At 57.4% G+C, this 17675-nt stretch carries 19 protein-coding genes and 1 other RNA gene; 12 read left to right on the forward strand and 8 right to left on the reverse strand.

What is annotated here, in order from left to right; all coding sequences use genetic code 11:
• Positions 1-36: 36 nt before the first annotated feature.
• The 7 genes from AC2FNN_RS06130 (at position 37) to AC2FNN_RS06160 (ending at position 4710) form a co-directional block, all read left to right on the forward strand.
• Complete coding sequence (locus AC2FNN_RS06130; RefSeq protein WP_496757303.1) at positions 37-687, forward strand: TenA family protein; 651 nt, start codon at positions 37-39, stop codon at positions 685-687.
• A 17-nt stretch (positions 688-704) separates the two neighbouring features.
• A complete protein-coding gene (locus tag AC2FNN_RS06135; RefSeq protein WP_496757305.1) occupies positions 705-1067 on the forward strand; it encodes a DUF4345 family protein in 363 nt (120 codons plus the stop codon).
• A 36-nt stretch (positions 1068-1103) separates the two neighbouring features.
• Positions 1104-1451, forward strand: a transfer-messenger RNA (tmRNA) gene (gene ssrA / locus AC2FNN_RS06140).
• A 101-nt stretch (positions 1452-1552) separates the two neighbouring features.
• Positions 1553-1984: an ester cyclase gene (locus AC2FNN_RS06145; protein WP_170344384.1), complete on the forward strand. Its 432-nt coding sequence runs from the start codon at positions 1553-1555 to the stop codon at positions 1982-1984.
• Positions 1985-2109: 125 nt separating this feature from the next.
• Positions 2110-2925 (forward strand): chromate resistance protein ChrB domain-containing protein, encoded by an 816-nt coding sequence (locus AC2FNN_RS06150; RefSeq protein ID WP_496757308.1) that lies wholly within the window; start codon positions 2110-2112, stop codon positions 2923-2925.
• Positions 2922-4175: a chromate efflux transporter gene (gene chrA, locus AC2FNN_RS06155; protein WP_496757310.1), complete on the forward strand. Its 1254-nt coding sequence runs from the start codon at positions 2922-2924 to the stop codon at positions 4173-4175. Before AC2FNN_RS06150 ends, chrA begins: the two co-directional genes overlap by 4 nt.
• Before the next feature lie 76 nt (positions 4176-4251).
• Entirely contained in the window at positions 4252-4710 is a 459-nt protein-coding gene (locus AC2FNN_RS06160) for an SspB family protein (protein ID WP_496757312.1), read from the forward strand.
• A gap of 27 nt (positions 4711-4737) precedes the next feature.
• Here the strand turns inward: AC2FNN_RS06160 and AC2FNN_RS06165 are convergent, their stop codons facing one another.
• Positions 4738-5301, reverse strand: coding sequence for a hypothetical protein (locus AC2FNN_RS06165; RefSeq protein ID WP_496757314.1), 564 nt, complete (start codon positions 5299-5301; stop codon positions 4738-4740).
• 205 nt (positions 5302-5506) lie between these two features.
• Here AC2FNN_RS06165 and fumC point away from each other — a divergent pair, with 205 nt between their 5' ends.
• From fumC to AC2FNN_RS06185, 4 genes are read left to right on the forward strand one after another with little or no spacing between them, the layout of a single operon-like run.
• Positions 5507-6901: a class II fumarate hydratase gene (gene fumC / locus AC2FNN_RS06170; protein ID WP_496757316.1), complete on the forward strand. Its 1395-nt coding sequence runs from the start codon at positions 5507-5509 to the stop codon at positions 6899-6901.
• Positions 6901-7077 carry a DUF4169 family protein gene (locus AC2FNN_RS06175; protein WP_496757318.1) on the forward strand — a complete coding sequence of 59 codons (177 nt, stop codon included), beginning with the start codon at positions 6901-6903 and terminating at the stop codon, positions 7075-7077. The genes fumC and AC2FNN_RS06175 overlap by 1 nt, the downstream gene beginning before the upstream one ends.
• Positions 7074-7295, forward strand: coding sequence for a ribbon-helix-helix domain-containing protein (locus tag AC2FNN_RS06180; RefSeq protein ID WP_496757320.1), 222 nt, complete (start codon positions 7074-7076; stop codon positions 7293-7295). Before AC2FNN_RS06175 ends, AC2FNN_RS06180 begins: the two co-directional genes overlap by 4 nt.
• A 58-nt stretch (positions 7296-7353) precedes the next feature.
• A complete protein-coding gene (locus AC2FNN_RS06185; protein ID WP_496757321.1) occupies positions 7354-7956 on the forward strand; it encodes a DNA-3-methyladenine glycosylase I in 603 nt (200 codons plus the stop codon).
• Between the two features lie 4 nt (positions 7957-7960).
• On the opposite strand, the gene AC2FNN_RS06190 is transcribed toward AC2FNN_RS06185, so the two are convergent.
• From AC2FNN_RS06190 to AC2FNN_RS06205, 4 genes are all read right to left on the reverse strand, one after another.
• Positions 7961-8842 carry a fructose bisphosphate aldolase gene (locus AC2FNN_RS06190; RefSeq protein WP_496757323.1) on the reverse strand — a complete coding sequence of 294 codons (882 nt, stop codon included), beginning with the start codon at positions 8840-8842 and terminating at the stop codon, positions 7961-7963.
• A 73-nt stretch (positions 8843-8915) separates the two neighbouring features.
• The gene (locus AC2FNN_RS06195; RefSeq protein ID WP_496757325.1) at positions 8916-10265 is read right to left on the reverse strand and encodes a cytochrome P450; all 1350 of its coding nucleotides are present in this window, start codon (positions 10263-10265) and stop codon (positions 8916-8918) included.
• Positions 10262-11464: a hypothetical protein gene (locus AC2FNN_RS06200; protein ID WP_496757327.1), complete on the reverse strand. Its 1203-nt coding sequence runs from the start codon at positions 11462-11464 to the stop codon at positions 10262-10264. Before AC2FNN_RS06200 ends, AC2FNN_RS06195 begins: the two co-directional genes overlap by 4 nt.
• Positions 11465-11526: 62 nt before the next feature.
• Entirely contained in the window at positions 11527-12279 is a 753-nt protein-coding gene (locus AC2FNN_RS06205; protein WP_496757329.1) for a cytochrome c biogenesis CcdA family protein, read from the reverse strand.
• A 106-nt stretch (positions 12280-12385) separates the two neighbouring features.
• On the opposite strand from AC2FNN_RS06205, the gene AC2FNN_RS06210 reads away from it, so the two are divergent.
• Positions 12386-12619 (forward strand): sulfurtransferase TusA family protein, encoded by a 234-nt coding sequence (locus AC2FNN_RS06210; RefSeq protein ID WP_496757331.1) that lies wholly within the window; start codon positions 12386-12388, stop codon positions 12617-12619.
• A 49-nt stretch (positions 12620-12668) separates the two neighbouring features.
• Here AC2FNN_RS06210 and AC2FNN_RS06215 read toward each other — a convergent pair whose 3' ends face one another.
• The 3 genes from AC2FNN_RS06215 to AC2FNN_RS06225 all read right to left on the reverse strand — a co-directional run.
• The gene (locus tag AC2FNN_RS06215) at positions 12669-15539 is read right to left on the reverse strand and encodes an Rne/Rng family ribonuclease (RefSeq protein ID WP_496757333.1); all 2871 of its coding nucleotides are present in this window, start codon (positions 15537-15539) and stop codon (positions 12669-12671) included.
• Between the two features lie 509 nt (positions 15540-16048).
• Positions 16049-17383 (reverse strand): sigma-54-dependent transcriptional regulator, encoded by a 1335-nt coding sequence (locus tag AC2FNN_RS06220; RefSeq protein WP_050603452.1) that lies wholly within the window; start codon positions 17381-17383, stop codon positions 16049-16051.
• Positions 17384-17395: 12 nt separating this feature from the next.
• On the reverse strand, positions 17396-17675 hold a 280-nt coding region (locus AC2FNN_RS06225; RefSeq protein WP_496757335.1), incomplete at its 5' end, for a sensor histidine kinase.

The raw sequence follows: 17675 nt of genomic DNA on the forward strand, positions 1-17675 counted from the left end.
GCTTTGTCTGCATCAAAACAAAACTGGAGCTTCCGAATGCAGGACCAACCCCGCCCAACCGAAATGCTGCGTCTGGGCAGAAGTGGCGACTGGCAGGCCGCCACCACCCACGCCTTTACGCGCGAACTGTCCGATGGCACCCTGCCCGAGGACAAGATGCGCTGGTATCTGCAACAGGACTATCAGTTTGTGGACGGATTCGTGCGCCTTGTCGCCAGTGCCATTGCGCACGCTCCGACCCTTGCTGACAGCGTACCAGCCGCGCAGTTTCTGGCGGTGATCACAGGCCCCGAGAACACCTATTTCCTGCGCGCGATGGACGCTTTGGGCACTGAACCCAGCACCGAGCCCGCGCCCGCCACACGGGCGTTTCAGGATCTGATGACCGAAGCCGCAGCCTCTGGCCGCTATCAGAACATGCTGGCGGTGCTCGTCGTGGCAGAATGGGTTTACCTGAGCTGGGCCAGCCCAGAAAACCCGCCCAAAGACGGATTACCGTTCTGGTTTGCGGAATGGATCACGCTACATGCGGGCGAAGGGTTCGAAAGCGTCGTGGAATATCTACGCAGTCAGCTGGATAACGTCTGGCCGACGCTGGATGCGGCAGAACAGGCCGAGGTCACGCGACTGTTTCATCGCGCCGTCGATCTGGAACTTGATTTCTTTGACGCCGCCTACGCGGCCTGAACCACAAGGGGGCCGCCATGGTCGCAACTCTGAACGTCATCGCGGCATTGCTGACCATCGGGTTCGGCGCGTTCGGGTTTCTGGCGCCGGCCCACACCGCGTCGGCCCTGGATCTGGCCCCGACCAACAGCACGATGGGGTTGTCCGAGATGCGCGCCTCGGTCGGTGGTTTGTTTGTTGTGACCGGGATCGCCGTTATTTGGCTGAACAATCCAATGGCCTATGTCATGCTGGGCATTGTCTATTCCGGTGCAGCGCTGGGCCGGTTTGTGTCGGTCGCGCTGGACAATCCCCCCTTGGCCAAGGCGTTGATCTTTGGGGGAATCGAAATAGTTCTGGCCGTCTGGCTCATCGCCGCAAACTTCAACAAAGCCACCTAACAGATTGGAAATGTTAGATGCGGCTGAGCTCATTCTGAGTTTGCATCCACCCATCGCCTCACCTATATAAGAGTCGTCCTTCGGGACTATGGACATAAACGCGCTCGTAATAAGCGGATCGGACCCGGGGGCGGTACCCGGCGGCTCCACCAACCATCCTTCGTTTGGGGATTTTGGGGCCGAAACAGGATCGACGAACGTCTAAAGGGGTTAGCTTTGTCTCGGCTGTCTGCCACCGTTACCGGCGAAAACAGTACAATTGCAAACGACAATCGTGCTCCGGTCGCAGTTGCTGCGTAAGCAGTAACAAGACCGAAACTTAAGCCCTTGCGCCTAGCCGCGTAAGGCGGGGTTCGCAGGTACCTGGCAACAGAAACCTGCATTAATCCCCCACATGTCTGAATTTATTTACCCGTCCCTTGGCAGATTCAGAGTTTATTCATTCCTTTTTGCTATCTTGCCCGCACTTGGACAGGAGAACTGGGATGACGAATTCAGAGATACTCAGAAAGTGGTACTCCGAAGTTTGGGAAAATGGAAACACCGAAGCAATTGATCAGTTCTTCGCACCCGAAACGATGGCCGAGGGGTTGATTCCGGAAATGCAGGTCGGTGCGGACGATTTCCGGGATCTGGTCATGGCGTTCCGCCATATTCTGGGGGACATCAAGGTCGAGTTGCCCAAGATCATCGAAAACGGCGACTGGGTGTCTGCCATTCTGCATGTTCGTACTTTTCGTGCAGACAACGGCGCGCCACTGGAAGTCACGGGCCAGGTCATGGCGCGGTTCAAGGACGAAAAGATGGTTGAAGCCTACAACCATTTTGACTTCATCTCGTTTTTTGAAGAACTGGGCCAGTTTCCATCGGACACCCTGCCCGTATGCATGACCGGGCAACGCCTGGACTGGGCGTGAACCCAAAGCAATCTTGACCCCCATGACCCATGCGCGTTAGCAAGGGTCACGGGGTAAGATTGCGAACGCCCCGTGAGGCGACAGCCCAAGTTTCGCATGTATCCGCGGTCACAAGGAAACATGCCATGGCATCGCCCAACTCTATTTCTCCCAAACAACTCCTGCGTCTGATCGGCACTCCGAATGCGCCTGTTCTGTTCGACGTCTGCCTGAATGACGATTTTGAAGAAGATCCTTATCTGATCCCCGCATCAGTCCGGCACCCGGCCACAGACATTCAGGGGCTTTTGTGCAAGATCTCCGGCCGTTCGGCCGTGATTATCTGTCAAAAAGGCAAAAAGCTGAGCCAGGGTGTTGTCTCCTGGTTGCGCAGCGAAGGGCATCAAGCCGAATATCTGGAAGGCGGGATGCATGCCTGGCGCGACATGGCCGATGCGCCACGTGTGCCCGCAGCACGCATTCCTGATCGAATCGGTGGCCACACGCTGTGGGTCACGCGTCACCGTCCAAAGATCGACAGAATCGCATGTCCCTGGCTGATACGCAGGTTTGTTGATCCCGACGCCAAATTCCTGTTTGTAGCACCCGGCGAAGTCGAAAGCGTTGCGACTGCTTTTGGGGCGACACCATTTGATATCGAGAACACGTTCTGGAGCCACCGAGGCGACAATTGCACGTTTGACACCATGTTGGATGAATTCGAGCTACACTCTCCTGCACTGGACCGGTTGGCGACGGTCATCCGGGCAGCGGACACGAACCGACACGCGCTTGCACCCGAAGCGGCGGGATTGTTGGCGCTGTCCGTCGGGCTTTCAAGGCAGTATCGCGATGACCACGAAAACCTGAAAGCTGGGATGAACCTTTACGACGCGATGTATCGCTGGGCGCGCGATGGGTTTGACGAAAGCCATGACTGGCCCACCGGGCGCACATCATGACACCGACACTGACCGAGATTACCAAGGTTTTTGGCAGGATCGGTTTGCTGTCTTTCGGCGGTCCTGCTGCTCAGATTTCATTGATGCATCAGGAATTGGTCGAACGCCGACCCTGGCTGGATGAACAGACTTACCTGCGCGCCCTGTCTTTGTGCATGTTGCTGCCGGGCCCTGAGGCGATGCAGCTTGCAACCTATGCGGGGTGGCGTCTGCGTGGCGTTGCCGGCGGGCTGATTGCCGGCAGCTTGTTCGTATTGCCCGGCGCGTTTGTGATCGCGGTTCTGGTCGCGCTCTATTCAGCATTTGGCGATGTCCCCTTGGTGCAGTCGGCCTTCACGGGCATCAAGGCAACCGTCATTGTGATCGTTTTGCAGGCGCTCCGCAATCTTTCGCGCAAGGCATTGAATGACCCAGAGCATCGAACAATCGCAATTCTGTCCTTCCTGGCCATTTTTCTGCTGAAACTGCCTTTTCCGGCGATCATATTCGTTGCCGCATTCTGGGGGTACGTGACCTTCAAAGGACCCGTTGAAACTCCCAAACGAGAAGGAACACCACATTTGGCGCGTTCCTTGCGAACGATTGCTGTCTGGTTGCCACTTTGGTTAGGCCCGCTCGTCGCTCTGAGCGTCACAGGCCATCAACTGCTGAGCGATCTGGGGTGGTTTTTTGCCCGACTCGCCGTTGTGACCTTTGGCGGCGCATATGCCGTATTGGCCTACATGACCCAAACGGTTGTCGACCAGTACCACTGGATCAGCACGGATCAGGTGATTGATGGGCTGGGTCTGGCGGAAACGACTCCGGGCCCGCTCATACTTGTCACGCAGTTTGTCGCCATGCTGACCGGGCAACTGACCGGCGGGTTCACCCTGGCACTCGCAGCCGGTGCGGTTGCATTGTGGGCGACGTTCGTTCCGTGCTTTCTTTGGATTTTTCTTGCGGCCCCATATCTTGACCGTCTGGCCGCGCGTCCCCGCCTATCCGCGGCCCTGCATGGAATCACCGCGGCCGTCGTCGGGGTGATTCTCAACCTTTCCGTGTGGTTCGCCCTGAATGTTCTTTTCGAATCGGTGTCTGAAAAATCATGGGGTCCTCTGGCAATCCCCATGCCGCAGTTTTCCGCGTTGGATTTTACCGCATTCGGTCTGACTATCCTTGCCGGGGCCTTGATTTTTCGACTGAAATTAGGGATGGGAACCGTGCTTGCCCTGATGTCGATCGCCGGCCTGGCTGCACACAATATCTGATCAATCCGGTCTTACCCGCCCTTTCGTTTCCGAACAAAACCCCTATGCTGAGCATAACCACTTTTGAGGATCACACATGTCGCTAGGCATCGACTATGGAAACCTGATGCACACCGCCATGCGCGGCTTGATCAAAACGGTGCTGAAGGAAGTTTCTGAATCCGGTCTACCCGGGGCGCATCACTTTTTCATCACGTTCGACACACGTGAAGATGGTGTGGAAATCGCCGACTGGCTGCGTCAACGCTATCCCGAAGAAATGACAATCGTCATGCAGCACTGGTTCGAGAACCTCGAAGTCGGAGACGTTGGCTTTGGCATCACTTTGAACTTTGGCGACGCCCCGGAACCGCTGTACGTCCCCTATACCGCAATCAAGACTTTCGTGGACCCGTCCGTGGAATTCGGCCTTCGCTTTGAAAGCCCGGAAGACGAAATCGAAGAAGATCAGATCATCGAAGACGACATTGAAGTCGAAGAAGAAGAAATACATCACGATGCGGATATCGTGTCGCTGGACAGCTTCCGGAAATGACCCTTCAAACCCCGCCCGGCGCGGGGTTTATCGTTTCATCAGGAAGGTCTCGACCGATCGTGATTTTTGACCATCTATGAATCGAGAAAACGCGAGGTTCAGCCCACCTTCGGCAAGTGTGCGGTCGAATTGCTGCAACTCATATCCTCCGTCCCCATCAATGAACAAAGAAAACACAGTCAGTGTTTCGCCGACGATGCGGCCCCATACAAATGGCTCGCCCTTCATCGGGTCCAACGGGACTTCGTGACCGAAGACATTGCGTTTCATCGCCGCCGAAAACACATCCGGGCGGTCCGACGGAACAAAATCAATCGAGAATTTCTGGTCCTTTACGCGTCCATCCAGCTTGTAAGTCGTCGTCCGCCAACTGACGTTGAAACCGTTCTTGGTCTCGACAATGGAAACGCTCATGTCGCGGGGCGTTGTCGTGCCATCCGCGTCCACTACTTCGGCTGAACCGACATAATCTCCTATGAACGGTGAAATGTCTGCCGCGCGGGCCGCTGCGCTCAGAACCGACAGCCACACAGTGCAAACCGCAAGTATCGCGACTGCTTTTCCAAGCGTAAGGCGATGGAAATCTGGCATTTTGTCCTCCATGGCGTCTATTGCTCCATTGTAGCCCAGAGGTATCGGCAAACAATGCACATTCCCCGCCAATAACGATTAAAGTGACGCACCCCGCGCCTATACCTTTGACGTCCTTAAGTTTAAGGTGCGCGCAACTGGCCGATTGCGTCACGGCGTGGCTGCGGCTAAACGGCATACAACTGCATACCAGACGGAGTGACCGATGTCTCAAACCCGCACAGAATCCGACAGCTTTGGCCCGCTCGAGGTTCCTGCCGACAAGTATTGGGGCGCACAGACGCAGCGCTCGATCATGAATTTTCCCATCGGCTGGGAAAAACAGCCGGTCGCCATCGTGCGCGCGCTGGGCGTGATCAAGAAAGCCTGCGCCATGGAAAACACGGCAACGGGCAAGCTGGACGCAAAGATTGCAGATGCGATCATTCAGGCCGCAGGCGAGGTGATCGAGGGCAAGTTCGACGACAACTTTCCGTTGGTTGTGTGGCAGACAGGTTCGGGCACCCAGTCGAACATGAACGCGAACGAGGTTATCGCCAACCGAGCCATCGAGATTCTGGGCGGCAAGATCGGATCCAAAGACCCGGTTCACCCGAATGACCACTGCAACATGGGGCAATCGTCGAACGATACATTCCCAACCGCCATGCATATTGCAACAGCGATGAGCGTGCGCGACGTGCTGCTTCCCGGCCTTGAAAAACTGGCGTCCGGGCTCGAGCAGAAGGCCGAGGAATTCAAGGACATCATCAAGATCGGCCGAACCCATACACAGGACGCGACACCGCTGACACTGGGTCAGGAGTTCAGTGGCTATGCCCACCAGATTCGTCAGGGGATCGCACGCGTACACGCGGCAATGCCGGGGATTTATGAACTGGCACAGGGCGGAACGGCCGTTGGCACCGGCCTGAACACCCAGCACGGCTGGGACAAAGCCGTCGCAGGCCATATGGCCCAGATCACCGACCTGCCCTTCGTGACGGCGCCGAACAAGTTCGAAGCGCTGGCTGCCCATGATGCCATGGTCTTCCTTTCGGGCGCTTTGGCGACGATCGCCGGCAGCTGCTACAAGATCGCAAACGACATTCGTTTCCTGGGCTCCGGGCCTCGTTCCGGCCTGGGTGAGCTGATCCTGCCGGAAAATGAGCCCGGCTCGTCGATCATGCCCGGCAAGGTAAACCCGACGCAGGCCGAAGCGCTGACGCAGGTCGCCGCGCATGTGATGGGCAACAATGCGGCGATGAATTTTGCGGGGTCGCAAGGGCATTTCGAATTGAACGTCTACAATCCGATGATGTCCTACAACCTGCTGCAATCGATCCAGCTGTTGGGGGATGCCACCGACAGCTTTACCGAGCGGATGCTGCTGGGCATCAAAGCGAACGAGCCCCGCATCGACAAGCTGATGAAGGAATCGCTGATGCTGGTCACGGCGCTTGCCCCCACGATCGGTTATGACAATGCGACCACCGTTGCGAAAACCGCCCACAAGAACGGTACCACGCTCAAGGAAGAAGCCATCGCGCTGGGGTTTGTGGACGAAGCGACCTTTGATGCCGTCGTCCGCCCCGAACAGATGATCGGCCCAAAAGACTGATGGGCAAGCCGGTCAATCTGAACCGGTTTCGAAAGGAAAAAGCGCGGGCCGAAAGAAAGGCCCGCGCCGACCGGAACGCCGTCGCGTTTGGGCGTACAAAAGCTGAAAAAGAAGTCGTGAAGCTTCAACAGAAAAAACAAAAGCGCGACCTCGACAATCATGAGCTGGACGAATGAGCGGCCGTCCTGTCAAACGCTCACTGACCCTAAAGGGACACCGAACCTCGGTATCACTCGAGGATGAATTCTGGCGTGCTTTTCGCGAGATCGCTCAGGAACAAGGTAAGCCAATCAATGTCTTGGCGGCTGAAATAGATGTGGCCCGCAACCCGGAAACGGGTCTTGCATCGGCCATACGCGTCTTTGTGCTGAACTGGTTCCGAAATCCTGATTGAGACTTGTCACGCCCTCGCCTCGACGTGTAACGTGACTTGGAACAAAAAGGGTACAACCATGAGCGAAACCGTTACCGGGCCGGATGGGCAGCAAAGATGCGCATGGTGCCAGGCCGCGCCCGAGTTCTTTGAATATCACGACAATGAATGGGGTTACCCTGTCGGCGACGACCAACGGCTGTTTGAAAAACTGTGCCTCGAGAGCTTTCAGTCAGGCCTCAGCTGGCGAACGATCCTGAACAAGCGCGAAAACTTCAGGAAAGCCTTTTGCGGGTTTGATTTCAACAAGATGGCCACGTTTTCTGATGCCGATGTGGAACGCCTGCTACAGGATTCCGGGATCATCCGTCATCGCGGCAAGATTGAAGCGGTGATCAACAATGCGCGTTGCGCGCAGGAGCTTGTGGTGGCCGAAGGATCTCTGGCGGCCTATGTCTGGCGTTACGAGGCCGAGACGCCTCCACCTCCGCAAACGGCGTCCACATCGCCCGAATCCGTGGCCATGTCGAAAGACCTCAAGAAACGGGGATGGAAGTTTGTTGGCCCAACTACCGTGTTTGCGTTCATGCAGGCCATGGGGCTGGTCAATGACCACGCCGAGACCTGCATCGGCAGAAAAAAAGCGGCGCAGATGCGCCGCTCTTTCGTAAAACCTGTCTGACGGATCAGACCGAGGCTTTGTAAATCTTGTCGATGTTGGCACCCAGGGCCGCGTTGAATTCGGCATCTGACTGCTGCTTCGACAGACCTTCGGTCAAGGCCCGCGAGAAGGATGCGATCATCTTGCCGTTCCGGCCCAACAGATCACAGGCTTCTTCCGTCGAATAACCGCCCGACAGGGCCACAACGCGCAAGACCCGCGGGTGGTCGGCCAGCGCGTCATACAGGTTTGCCTGTGTTGGGATCGTCAGCTTCAGCATCACTTCCTGACCTTCGGCCAGTTGATCGAGGTTCTTGAGGATTTCAGCCTTCAGGATGTCTTCTGCTTCGGCCTTGGTTTCCGAATGGATGTTCACTTCGGGTTCCACGATCGGAACCATACCGGCATCGGTGACTTCGCGGGCGACATCGAACTGTTGGGCAACCACCGCCGCGATGCCATCGGCATTCGCCTCGTGAATGACCGAGCGTTCCTTGGTGCCGAACACACCATCGGCCTTGGCCAGGGTCTCGGCCAGACCGGGGATCGGTTTCATCATCTGAACGCCATTTGCCTGTTCTTCCAAGCCTTTGTCGATCTTCAGGAAAGGCACGATACCTTTGACCGACCACAGGTAATCGGCGACCTTGCGGCCTTCGATCTCTTCGCCCAGGGTACGTTCGAACAGGATTGCGCCAATCACTTTATCCTTTGTGAAATCGTCAGCCAGAATGATGCGGGCACGCATCTTCTGGATTTCACCGAACATCTCTTCCTCCGAGGTGTAGTCGGATGCCTCGACACCATACAACGCAAGCGCTTTCGGGGTTGATCCGCCGCTTTGATCCAGTGCCGCGATAAAGCCCGTGCCGTTGATCATCTGCGCGCGCTGTTCTGCTTTGGACATAGTGTTTTCCCGTTCAATGATGATTCCGATGTTCTTCCCCGCATACAACAGGGCGTGAACCGATGGTAGGTTGTTAGCGCTCAAACAGGCGTAACCATATGCCATCTTTGGATCGAACCGTCAGATGAGCGACCGGAACAGGTGTTTTTCCCGGGATTGTTTCGAACCGGTAGCGGCGCAAGAGCATCGACAGGATCAGCGGCCCTTCGACCATTGCAAACCCGGCCCCGGTGCACACTCGGGGGCCGGCTGAGAACGGGATGTAAGCGTCGCGCTGGCAACGCTTGCCGTTTTCCGTGCCCCAACGGTTTGGATCAAAACCGTCCGGATCGTCCCATAAACGCGCCTGACGGTGCAAATGCCACGGGCTGATCACGATCTGCGCGCCGACCGGCACATCCCGGTTACGGAACCGTTCGGGGCACGTGGTCTCGCGGACCATCATGGGCACCGGAGGATAAAGACGCAGCGCTTCGCGAAACACATCCCGGCTGATCCGAAGTTTTGAAACAGAGGCAAATGAAGGATCATCCAGAACAGCGGCTTCCTCCGCAACCTTCTGTTGCCATTCCGGATAAAGCGCCATCAGGTACAGCGTCCAGGCCAAGGCTGACGCGCTGGTCTCATGCCCGGCAAGAAAAAAGATCGCCACCTGATCAACCATTTCCTCGGGGTCGAAAAACCGCCCGGTCTCGGGATCAGCCGTCGTCATGATCTTGGTCGCAAGATCATCAGGTGCCGTTCCGTCCTTGATGGCCGTTGCGCGTGTTCTGGTCAGTTCGGCAATCAGCGCCCTGATATCCCGCGCATTTTGTTTGGTCGCCCCGGAATGAAACCGGGGCAGCCACTTTGGCAAAGGAACAAAAGCCGCCAGATTCAGCAAAGGTTGCGCGCGTTGATAGGCCCGGAACTTTTCGAACACCTGGCTGGTGATAACGTTGTCGATAGGTACGGAAAACAGGGTGCGAAATATCACGTCCGCGGCCGCATGGCTTGTCTGTTCTTCGAGTTCGAGTTCCCCGCCGACATGAGGCCGCAGCCGTTCCACACACGCCTCGGCAGCGGCCAGCATGGCAGGGAATGTATCCTTCAGGCGACCCCCTTCGAACGCAGGATCGATAATCCGCCGCTGTCGTTTCCAGGTCTCGCCATTGGTCAGAAACACCGAATTGCCAAGCAACGGGCGCAGGCCTTCGCTGATCCTGCCTGATTTGGGGAAATCGTCAGGCCGTTTCCTGAGGACGGTTTGAACCAGATCCGGTTGATTGATCAGGAACGACCGGAAGAACGGAGTTTTGAATTCTGCCATCCACGCGCGATACAGCCGGGCTGGCTGCGCCGACAGCAGGTCATGTCTGAACAGTTTCACATAACGCAGTAACGAAACCTTATCAGGGCGCGGGTCTGGCTTGGGGGGGGTCATGGGCGTACCGAGGTGAATCTGGAGACAGGTGTCTCGATGCGGCTGCGCGAAGCCTCACGATCCGCAAACCTTTGCCCCAGCGTCAACGGGCCAGCCGTTATCCGGAAATAATCATAGCTTTCCGGCTTGTCGAAGGCGCAAAGGTACTGGAAATGAAGACGAAAAAACCTCCATCGCACAGCCTTCCAGCGTTCCGGAGACAAGGTCTGCGTGAAGGCCGCTGACAGGACCAGCGGCCAGCGTTTATCAGCATCGGCCACCCCCGTGACCGCAACCGGATCGCAAAGCGCAAAGGCGCAACCATCACCGGGGGCCGAGACATCGATCCAGCTGAGCTCGGACCGCGTAGACAGGAAATGCAGATCGGACCGCAAATCGTGTGCCTGGGGCAGAAACGAGACCATGGGAACCACCTGCCCCAGGCTGAGAAACGACAACACCGCGCGTTGCTCGTGCACTTTCGTTTTTCGGATCAGCTCGGCCAGAACAGACACCCCCAGATGCGCGCCCGAGCTGTGGCCTACGACCAGCACCTCATCCACATCGGAATTCAGCGCCTCTTGGATCGCTTCCCGAAACGAAGACAACCTGTCCCGCAACTCGACCGGCATTTGCCCGTTCAACTGCGCTGAATAGGCGTAATCATGCATCAGGTAATACGCAAACAGCCGGTTATCGACCTTGCGAAACCACAGCAATAACGCGACGGCCATGGCCGCGCCGGGGAATACCCCCCACCAACTTGCCATGGCTATGCACGCCCATGCCAACGCAAGCGCGATCAGCAGCTGAGACACCAACATCGCCACTGGATACAACGCAGCGATCACCGGGCCCTTGCGCAATCGCATCAGACGCCACAACGTACCGGTTGATGTGTAAATCCACGCCGTGCGGGCCAATTGCCAATAAGTCGCCGGGATCGAGGCCGACATGCTGTCGCGCACGATGTCGGACCACATCAGAACGTCGAGTTCCGTTTCAACAGTCAGGCCATCTTGTTCCGAGGTCACACGCCACCCGAAACGTTCGTCCGTTGTCTTTGGGGATATGGCGATCTCGTACCCCGAGATCCGGGCCTGCTTTTGCGATTCACTGCGATACAGCTCGCGATATCGCCGGGGCGGCATCGGATCATAGCCGGGAATATAAAACACCCGACGTCTGCGCACCTGCGGCTGATTTGTGTGACTGCTCATGCCCTTACCTTCTGATGCGCAGGTTAACGCAGGCTTGCAGCCAAGGTAAGAGGGTCAGTTGATCACCCGAAATTTGCAAGCGCCGGAAACGTTTCCAGCAACCACCAGCTGAAGCGGGTGAAAAGCCCGGTTATCAGCATGATGCCAACAAACAGCAACAGTCCGCCCATGATCTTTTCGATCGTGCCCATATACGGTTTGATCCGGTTCATCACGGTCATGGAGCGATTCAGGAACATGGCTGCCAACAAGAACGGAATACCCAAACCCGCAGCGTAAACCCCCAGCAGAATCGTGCCACGCGCGACAGACGCTTCGTTCGCCGCCAGTGACAGGATCGCACCCAGTTGAGGACCAATGCAGGGGGTCCAGCCAAATGCGAAAGCCAGGCCAAGGATGTAAGCGCCAAAGACCGACCCACCGGAATCACCGGTTTCAATCCGTGCTTCGCGATCCAGAAAAGGAATCCGGAAAACATTCAGAAAGTGAAGGCCAAAGACGATGACAACAGCACCGGATAACTTGGCGAACAGCACCTGATTTTGCAGCACAAACGCCCCAAAGGCCGATGCGGTAAAGCCAAGCAGCAGAAAGACGGTCGACAGGCCCATGACAAAGAACAGCGCCGACATGGTCGCCTTGCGCCGCGCACGGGCCTCGTCCTGCATCTCATGTATGGTAACGCCGCTCATATACGCCAGATAAGGCGGTACGATTGGCAATACGCAAGGCGACAGAAAGCTGATCAGGCCACCCAGCAGCGCGACGAACATGGCAGGCAGAAGGCCCGCGTCTATGATTTCGATTCCGAACATGTTTCTGCACATATGTGATGAAGAGCGATCCGTCACGGGGCCAAACAGTCACATCCTCGTGCTCGGAATCTGGACAATATTACAACTTCACCCTATCCCGAAAATCATGTCAGAGATTACAGATACCCTGGACGCTTTGGGCCTGTTGTGCCCCTTGCCCGTCCTGAAAGCCCGCAAACGACTGAAATCCATGCCGGACGGTGCCGTTCTGCGGGTGCTGGCCGATGATCCTGCGGCCATCGTGGATGTTCCGCATTTTTGTGCCGAGGCCGGGCATACACTGCTTTCGCAGAACACTGACGGCGCACATCAGATCTATCTGATCAAAAAATCCGGCTGAACTTTCTTTCAGGTCAAAAAAAGGCGGGCCGATCAGCCCGCCTTTTTCGTTAACTTCCCAGCGACCACCAACCACGTCGTTTGGGCTTGGCAGGTACAGGCTCAGGCTCTTCCGCCACGCCTTCAAGCACTGGCTCGGGCGTTGCTTCTGCTGGCCCGTCTTCGGCAGGATCGTCGGTTTTTGCAACCTCAGAGGCTTCTGCAGCTTCCGTGGATGGCATTTCCGCCTCATCCGCTTCTTCAACCGCTTGTGCCACATCCACACCGTTTGCAGGTTGCTCTGCCGAGGGCGGGACGTCAGCCTGTGCTTCGGCTGGTTCAGCGGCCACCTCAACCGGCTCCGCCACGACCTCGGCGCTTTCGCCCTCGATGCTATCGACTGTTTCCTCGGCTGCCGGCTCTTCCGTCACAGCGTCCGCCGTCGTGGCGGATGGTTCTTCAGACTGTTCCGCAACTTCTTCGGCAACCGCGTCTTTCTTGCGACGGCGCGGGGCGCGTTTGCGCTTGGGTTTGGCCGGTTTTTCTTCCTCCGAAGCCTCAGCTTCAGCCGGCTCAGCATTTTCGACGTCAGGCGTATCACTCTCTGCGTCTTCTTGTGCTGGCGCTTCACCCTCTTCCGCGGTCTGCTCGGGCGCATCGCCATTGCCTGCGCCTTTCTTGCGGCGACGACGGCGGCGCTTGCGCTTGGGTTTGGTATCGTCTTCGGTCGGCGCGGTATCCTCTTCGGTCTCTTCCGCATCCGAGGAATCGACAAGATCCATCAGAGAGGCATCGACAGAAACAACAGGCGCCGTGGCCTCGGGAACAATCCTGCTGGCCGTCTTGAACTTCTCCATCGAGAAGTCCGGGCTGACCAAATGGACATCCCCTTCGATCCTTACGGAAAGCCCATACCGCGCCTCGATCTGCGCAATATGTTCGCGCTTCTGGTTCATCAGGAAGTTGGCGATGCTGACCGGGCAGCGCACCAGAACCTCGCGCGAGCGGCGGCGGGTGCCTTCCTCTTCGATCTGACGCAGGATCGACAGCGCCATGTTGTCGTCCGAGCGGATCAGGCCGGTGCCGTGACAGGCCGGGCAAGGCTGTGTCGTTGCCTCGATCATACCGGGGCGCAGACGCTGACGGCTCATCTCCAGAAGGCCAAAACCCGAAATACGACCGACCTGAATGCGGGCGCGGTCGGTTTTCAGCTTGTCTTTCAGACGCTTTTCAACGGACGCATTGTTCTTGCGCTCGTCCATATCGATGAAATCGATGACAATCAGACCGGCAAGGTCACGCAGACGCAACTGGCGCGCAACTTCTTCCGCGGCCTCCAGGTTGGTTTTCAGCGCTGTTTCCTCGATCGAGCCTTCTTTCGTGGCCCGGCCCGAGTTCACGTCGATCGCCACCAGAGCTTCGGTCACGCCGATCACGATATAACCACCGGACTTCAGCTGAACGGTTGGGTTGAACATCCCCGCCAGATAGCTTTCCACCTGATAGCGCGCGAACAGAGGCAGCGCGTCTTCATACCGTTTCACGTTCTTGGCGTGCGACGGCATGATCATCTTCATGAAGTCCTTGGCGATGCGGTATCCGCCTTCGCCCTCGACCAGGACTTCGTCGATATCGCGGTTGTAAAGATCCCGGATCGACCGTTTGATCAGATCACCTTCTTCATAAATCTTTGCCGGCGCGATGGATTCCAGGGTCAATGCCCGGATCTGCTCCCACAGGCGTTGCAGGTACTCGTAGTCGCGCTTGATTTCCGACTTGGTGCGCTTGGCGCCCGCAGTCCGGATAATCAAACCCGCCCCGGTCGGCACATCAATATCCGTTGCGATCTCTTTCAGCTTTTTCCGGTCCGCCGCATTGGTAATCTTGCGGCTGATGCCACCGCCACGTGCGGTATTGGGCATCAGAACACAATACCGTCCTGCCAGCGAAAGATAGGTCGTCAGCGCAGCACCCTTGTTTCCGCGCTCTTCCTTGACAACCTGCACCAGCAGAACCTGACGTACTTTGATGACTTCCTGTATCTTGTAGCGACGCGGGCGCGGTTTGCGCGGCGGCCGAATGTCTTCGCTGTCATCCCCTTCGGCAACCGATTCAATCGAAGCGTCTTTTGATGCAGCGTCTGTGCTTTGGCTGTCGTCACCGTCCTCATCAGGGTCCTGTTCATCATCCGCAGCTTCAACAGGTTCTTCTGTTTGCTCCGGCTCGGATTGGGCTTCATTCTCTTCCGATTGAACGTCTTCAACGGTTTCCACTGCCTCTTCGGCCTGGTCCTCAGCATCGTCGTCCGACGCCTCGACAGCCTGTTCAGCGGCTTCCTCGGCAACGTCGTCTAGCGCAGCCTCATCCGATGCGGTTTCGGGTGTTTCTTCAGTGGCCGGCGCGTCATCGTCAACTGGCTCCTCCACCGGAGTTTCAGCGACGACTTCCATCGGCGACGTTCCTTCCGGAACCTCAACACCTGCTTCTTCACCCTCGTCCAGATCGATGGTTTCCATGCCGGTTGGTTCGGTCGAAACCTCCATCGTTTCAACCGGATCATCCGATTTCACGTCAGCAGCCTTCGAGCGAGACCGGGTCCGCCGCTTCTTGGATTTGGTCTCTTCTGCCTCATCGCGCGCCTTCATTGCCTCGGCATAGGCGCGCTCTTCCTCCATCAGCGCCTCACGGTCGGCGACGGGGATCTGGTAATAATCCGGATGGATTTCGGAGAACGCCAGGAAACCATGCCGGTTCCCGCCATAATCCACAAAGGCCGCCTGAAGCGACGGCTCAACCCGCGTTACTTTTGCAAGATAGATGTTGCCGGCAAGCTGGCGTTTGTTTTCGGATTCAAAATCGAACTCCTCGACCTTGTTTCCGTCAACCACCACGACGCGGGTTTCCTCCGCGTGGGTGGCATCGATAAGCATTTTCTTAGCCATTTGTCCTTGGTGCACCGCGCCAAACGCGTTGTCCTGACCTGTCCAGGCGGACAGGCGCTTTTGGGGAGGTGTCTTGTCAGGGCGATATCAGACGGCGCGCGGCAGGGTCTGGCGCTGTAGCCCCCTGCCCGTTCTCTCAATCGTTGCGCGCGCGTCATCGCGGTTCTTCTCCGACAGGCGCGTCTGAACGCAGCCTGCCCATTTATTCCTTTCGCCCAGTGATCCCGGGCTCAGGTACTCCACTGCCCCTTCAGGGGCATAATCGGTCTGCTGAACCGCGAGGTCTTGATCCTCACCAACGGATCAGCAGCGAAACTCAAAGATTCGGGACTTGCAGGCGTCAAAATCGCCCGGCCCGTTCCGACACAATAAAAGCAACCCTGTAGAAAAGACAATGGGCAAACTGCATTCCGCGCCCAAACCATCGTTGCCGCCCCCCTTCATCTGGCCATAAATATCCCGGGGGACGCACCATAGGCGACGGGGGCAGAGCCCCCAAATCGCTTCGCTTAGAGATAATCCGAACGCTGAAGGCCGTATTTGGCCATCTTCTCGTTCAGTGTCCGGCGAGGAAGGCAAAGCTCGTCCATGACTGACGCGATAGAGCCTTTGTGCCGGCGCATCGTGTTATCAATCAGCATTCGCTCGAACGCTTCGACATATTCTTTCAGCGGTTTGCCTTCGGTTGTCATCACCGGCTGCATCTCTTCGTGATCGGACATCAACAAAGACGCGATGGTGCCCGAGCCACGGCGCGATTGCAGCACCGCCCGTTCGGCAATGTTGATCAACTGGCGCACATTGCCGGGCCAAGGGGCCTGCAACAGTTGCGCAGCCTCCTGCGCGCTCACCTGGGGTGCATCGCAGCCGTATTCTTCGGCAAACTGCTCGCTGAGACGGGTGAACAGGGTCAGGATATCTTCGCCCCGCTGCCGCAACGGCGGCATGGTGATACGCAGCGCCGCCAGGCGATAGAACAGGTCCGGGCGCAGCACGTCTTCCGACGTCTTGCCCGCCTCCTGCAAGTTCGAGATGGCAACGATCCGGGTCTCCGCAGGTGTGCCCTGCTCGTTCATCACACTCAGCAGCTTGGCCTGCAACGTGTCGCTCAACGCTTCCACATCTTCCAGAACCAGCGTCCCGCCACGCGCCTCTTCGATGGCGGGCAGTTGCGCATCTTCGGGCATCATGGGGCCAAACAGACGCTTGGCCAGTGCATCCTCTTCAAGCGCGGCGCAGGACACCAGAACAAATTTCTTGCCGGCGCGGCTGCCAACGGCATGAAGCGCGTGAGCCACAAGGGTTTTCCCGGTACCGGTTTCACCGTCGATCAACACATGGCCGTCGGCCTGACCGAGATCCAGTATGTCCTCGCGCAGCCGCTCCATGACCGGGCTGGCACCGATCAGCTTGTTCATGATCTGGGTGCCGCCGGACAGTTCGCGCCGCAGGGCCCGGTTGTCCAATGTCAGACGGCGTGCATTGCTGGCGCGTTTGGCCAGCTCAGACATCCGATCGGGGTTGAACGGCTTTTCAAGGAAATCGAACGCGCCAACGCGCATCGCCTCGACAGCCATCGGCACATCACCGTGACCGGTGATCATGATCACCGGCAAGGTGCTGTCAGCGCCCATCAGCTTTTTGAGAAGCTGAATGCCGTCCATTCCGGGCATCTTGATGTCCGAAATAACAATCCCAGGATAATCCGGCCCCAACACCTTGAGCGCGTCCTCGGCGCTGGCAAAGGTTTCCGTGTCATATCCGGACAAAGCAAGCCATTGGCTGATCGACTGGCGCATGTCCTGTTCGTCATCCACAATGGCAATTTTCATGGCCTGTGCCATAGTCATTCCTCGTTATTCCGCGGCCTCAAGGCCGTCGCTTCCCAGTGCTGGCAACTGCATCTCAAACACCGCGCCACCGTATTGACCGTTGCGCGCAGTCAGCCGTCCCCCATGGTCGTTCACGATCCCCGACGAGATGGCAAGCCCCAGGCCCACCCCGTCTCCGGGCTGTTTGGTGGTATAAAACGGCTCGAACAGGTTCTCGATATCCTCGATCCCATGCCCGTTGTCGCGTACTGTCAGTACAGCCGTGTCACCCGCCGCCAGGATGATTTCCACATCCGGCTCTGCC

The organism is Ruegeria sp. BHSA118, assembly GCF_059613405.1.

Bases quoted from the DNA above. Each gene is read 5' to 3' on its own strand.
- AC2FNN_RS06130 (WP_496757303.1), top strand. From the start codon at position 37: ATGCAGGACCAACCCCGCCCAACCGAAATGCTGCGTCTGGGCAGAAGT.
- AC2FNN_RS06135 (WP_496757305.1), top strand. From the start codon at position 705: ATGGTCGCAACTCTGAACGTCATCGCGGCATTGCTGACCATCGGGTTC.
- AC2FNN_RS06145 (WP_170344384.1), top strand. From the start codon at position 1,553: ATGACGAATTCAGAGATACTCAGAAAGTGGTACTCCGAAGTTTGGGAA.
- AC2FNN_RS06150 (WP_496757308.1), top strand. From the start codon at position 2,110: ATGGCATCGCCCAACTCTATTTCTCCCAAACAACTCCTGCGTCTGATC.
- chrA (WP_496757310.1), top strand. From the start codon at position 2,922: ATGACACCGACACTGACCGAGATTACCAAGGTTTTTGGCAGGATCGGT.
- AC2FNN_RS06160 (WP_496757312.1), top strand. From the start codon at position 4,252: ATGTCGCTAGGCATCGACTATGGAAACCTGATGCACACCGCCATGCGC.
- AC2FNN_RS06165 (WP_496757314.1), bottom strand. From the start codon at position 5,301: ATGCCAGATTTCCATCGCCTTACGCTTGGAAAAGCAGTCGCGATACTT.
- fumC (WP_496757316.1), top strand. From the start codon at position 5,507: ATGTCTCAAACCCGCACAGAATCCGACAGCTTTGGCCCGCTCGAGGTT.
- AC2FNN_RS06175 (WP_496757318.1), top strand. From the start codon at position 6,901: ATGGGCAAGCCGGTCAATCTGAACCGGTTTCGAAAGGAAAAAGCGCGG.
- AC2FNN_RS06180 (WP_496757320.1), top strand. From the start codon at position 7,074: ATGAGCGGCCGTCCTGTCAAACGCTCACTGACCCTAAAGGGACACCGA.
- AC2FNN_RS06185 (WP_496757321.1), top strand. From the start codon at position 7,354: ATGAGCGAAACCGTTACCGGGCCGGATGGGCAGCAAAGATGCGCATGG.
- AC2FNN_RS06190 (WP_496757323.1), bottom strand. From the start codon at position 8,842: ATGTCCAAAGCAGAACAGCGCGCGCAGATGATCAACGGCACGGGCTTT.
- AC2FNN_RS06195 (WP_496757325.1), bottom strand. From the start codon at position 10,265: ATGACCCCCCCCAAGCCAGACCCGCGCCCTGATAAGGTTTCGTTACTG.
- AC2FNN_RS06200 (WP_496757327.1), bottom strand. From the start codon at position 11,464: ATGAGCAGTCACACAAATCAGCCGCAGGTGCGCAGACGTCGGGTGTTT.
- AC2FNN_RS06205 (WP_496757329.1), bottom strand. From the start codon at position 12,279: ATGTTCGGAATCGAAATCATAGACGCGGGCCTTCTGCCTGCCATGTTC.
- AC2FNN_RS06210 (WP_496757331.1), top strand. From the start codon at position 12,386: ATGTCAGAGATTACAGATACCCTGGACGCTTTGGGCCTGTTGTGCCCC.
- AC2FNN_RS06215 (WP_496757333.1), bottom strand. From the start codon at position 15,539: ATGGCTAAGAAAATGCTTATCGATGCCACCCACGCGGAGGAAACCCGC.
- AC2FNN_RS06220 (WP_050603452.1), bottom strand. From the start codon at position 17,383: ATGGCACAGGCCATGAAAATTGCCATTGTGGATGACGAACAGGACATG.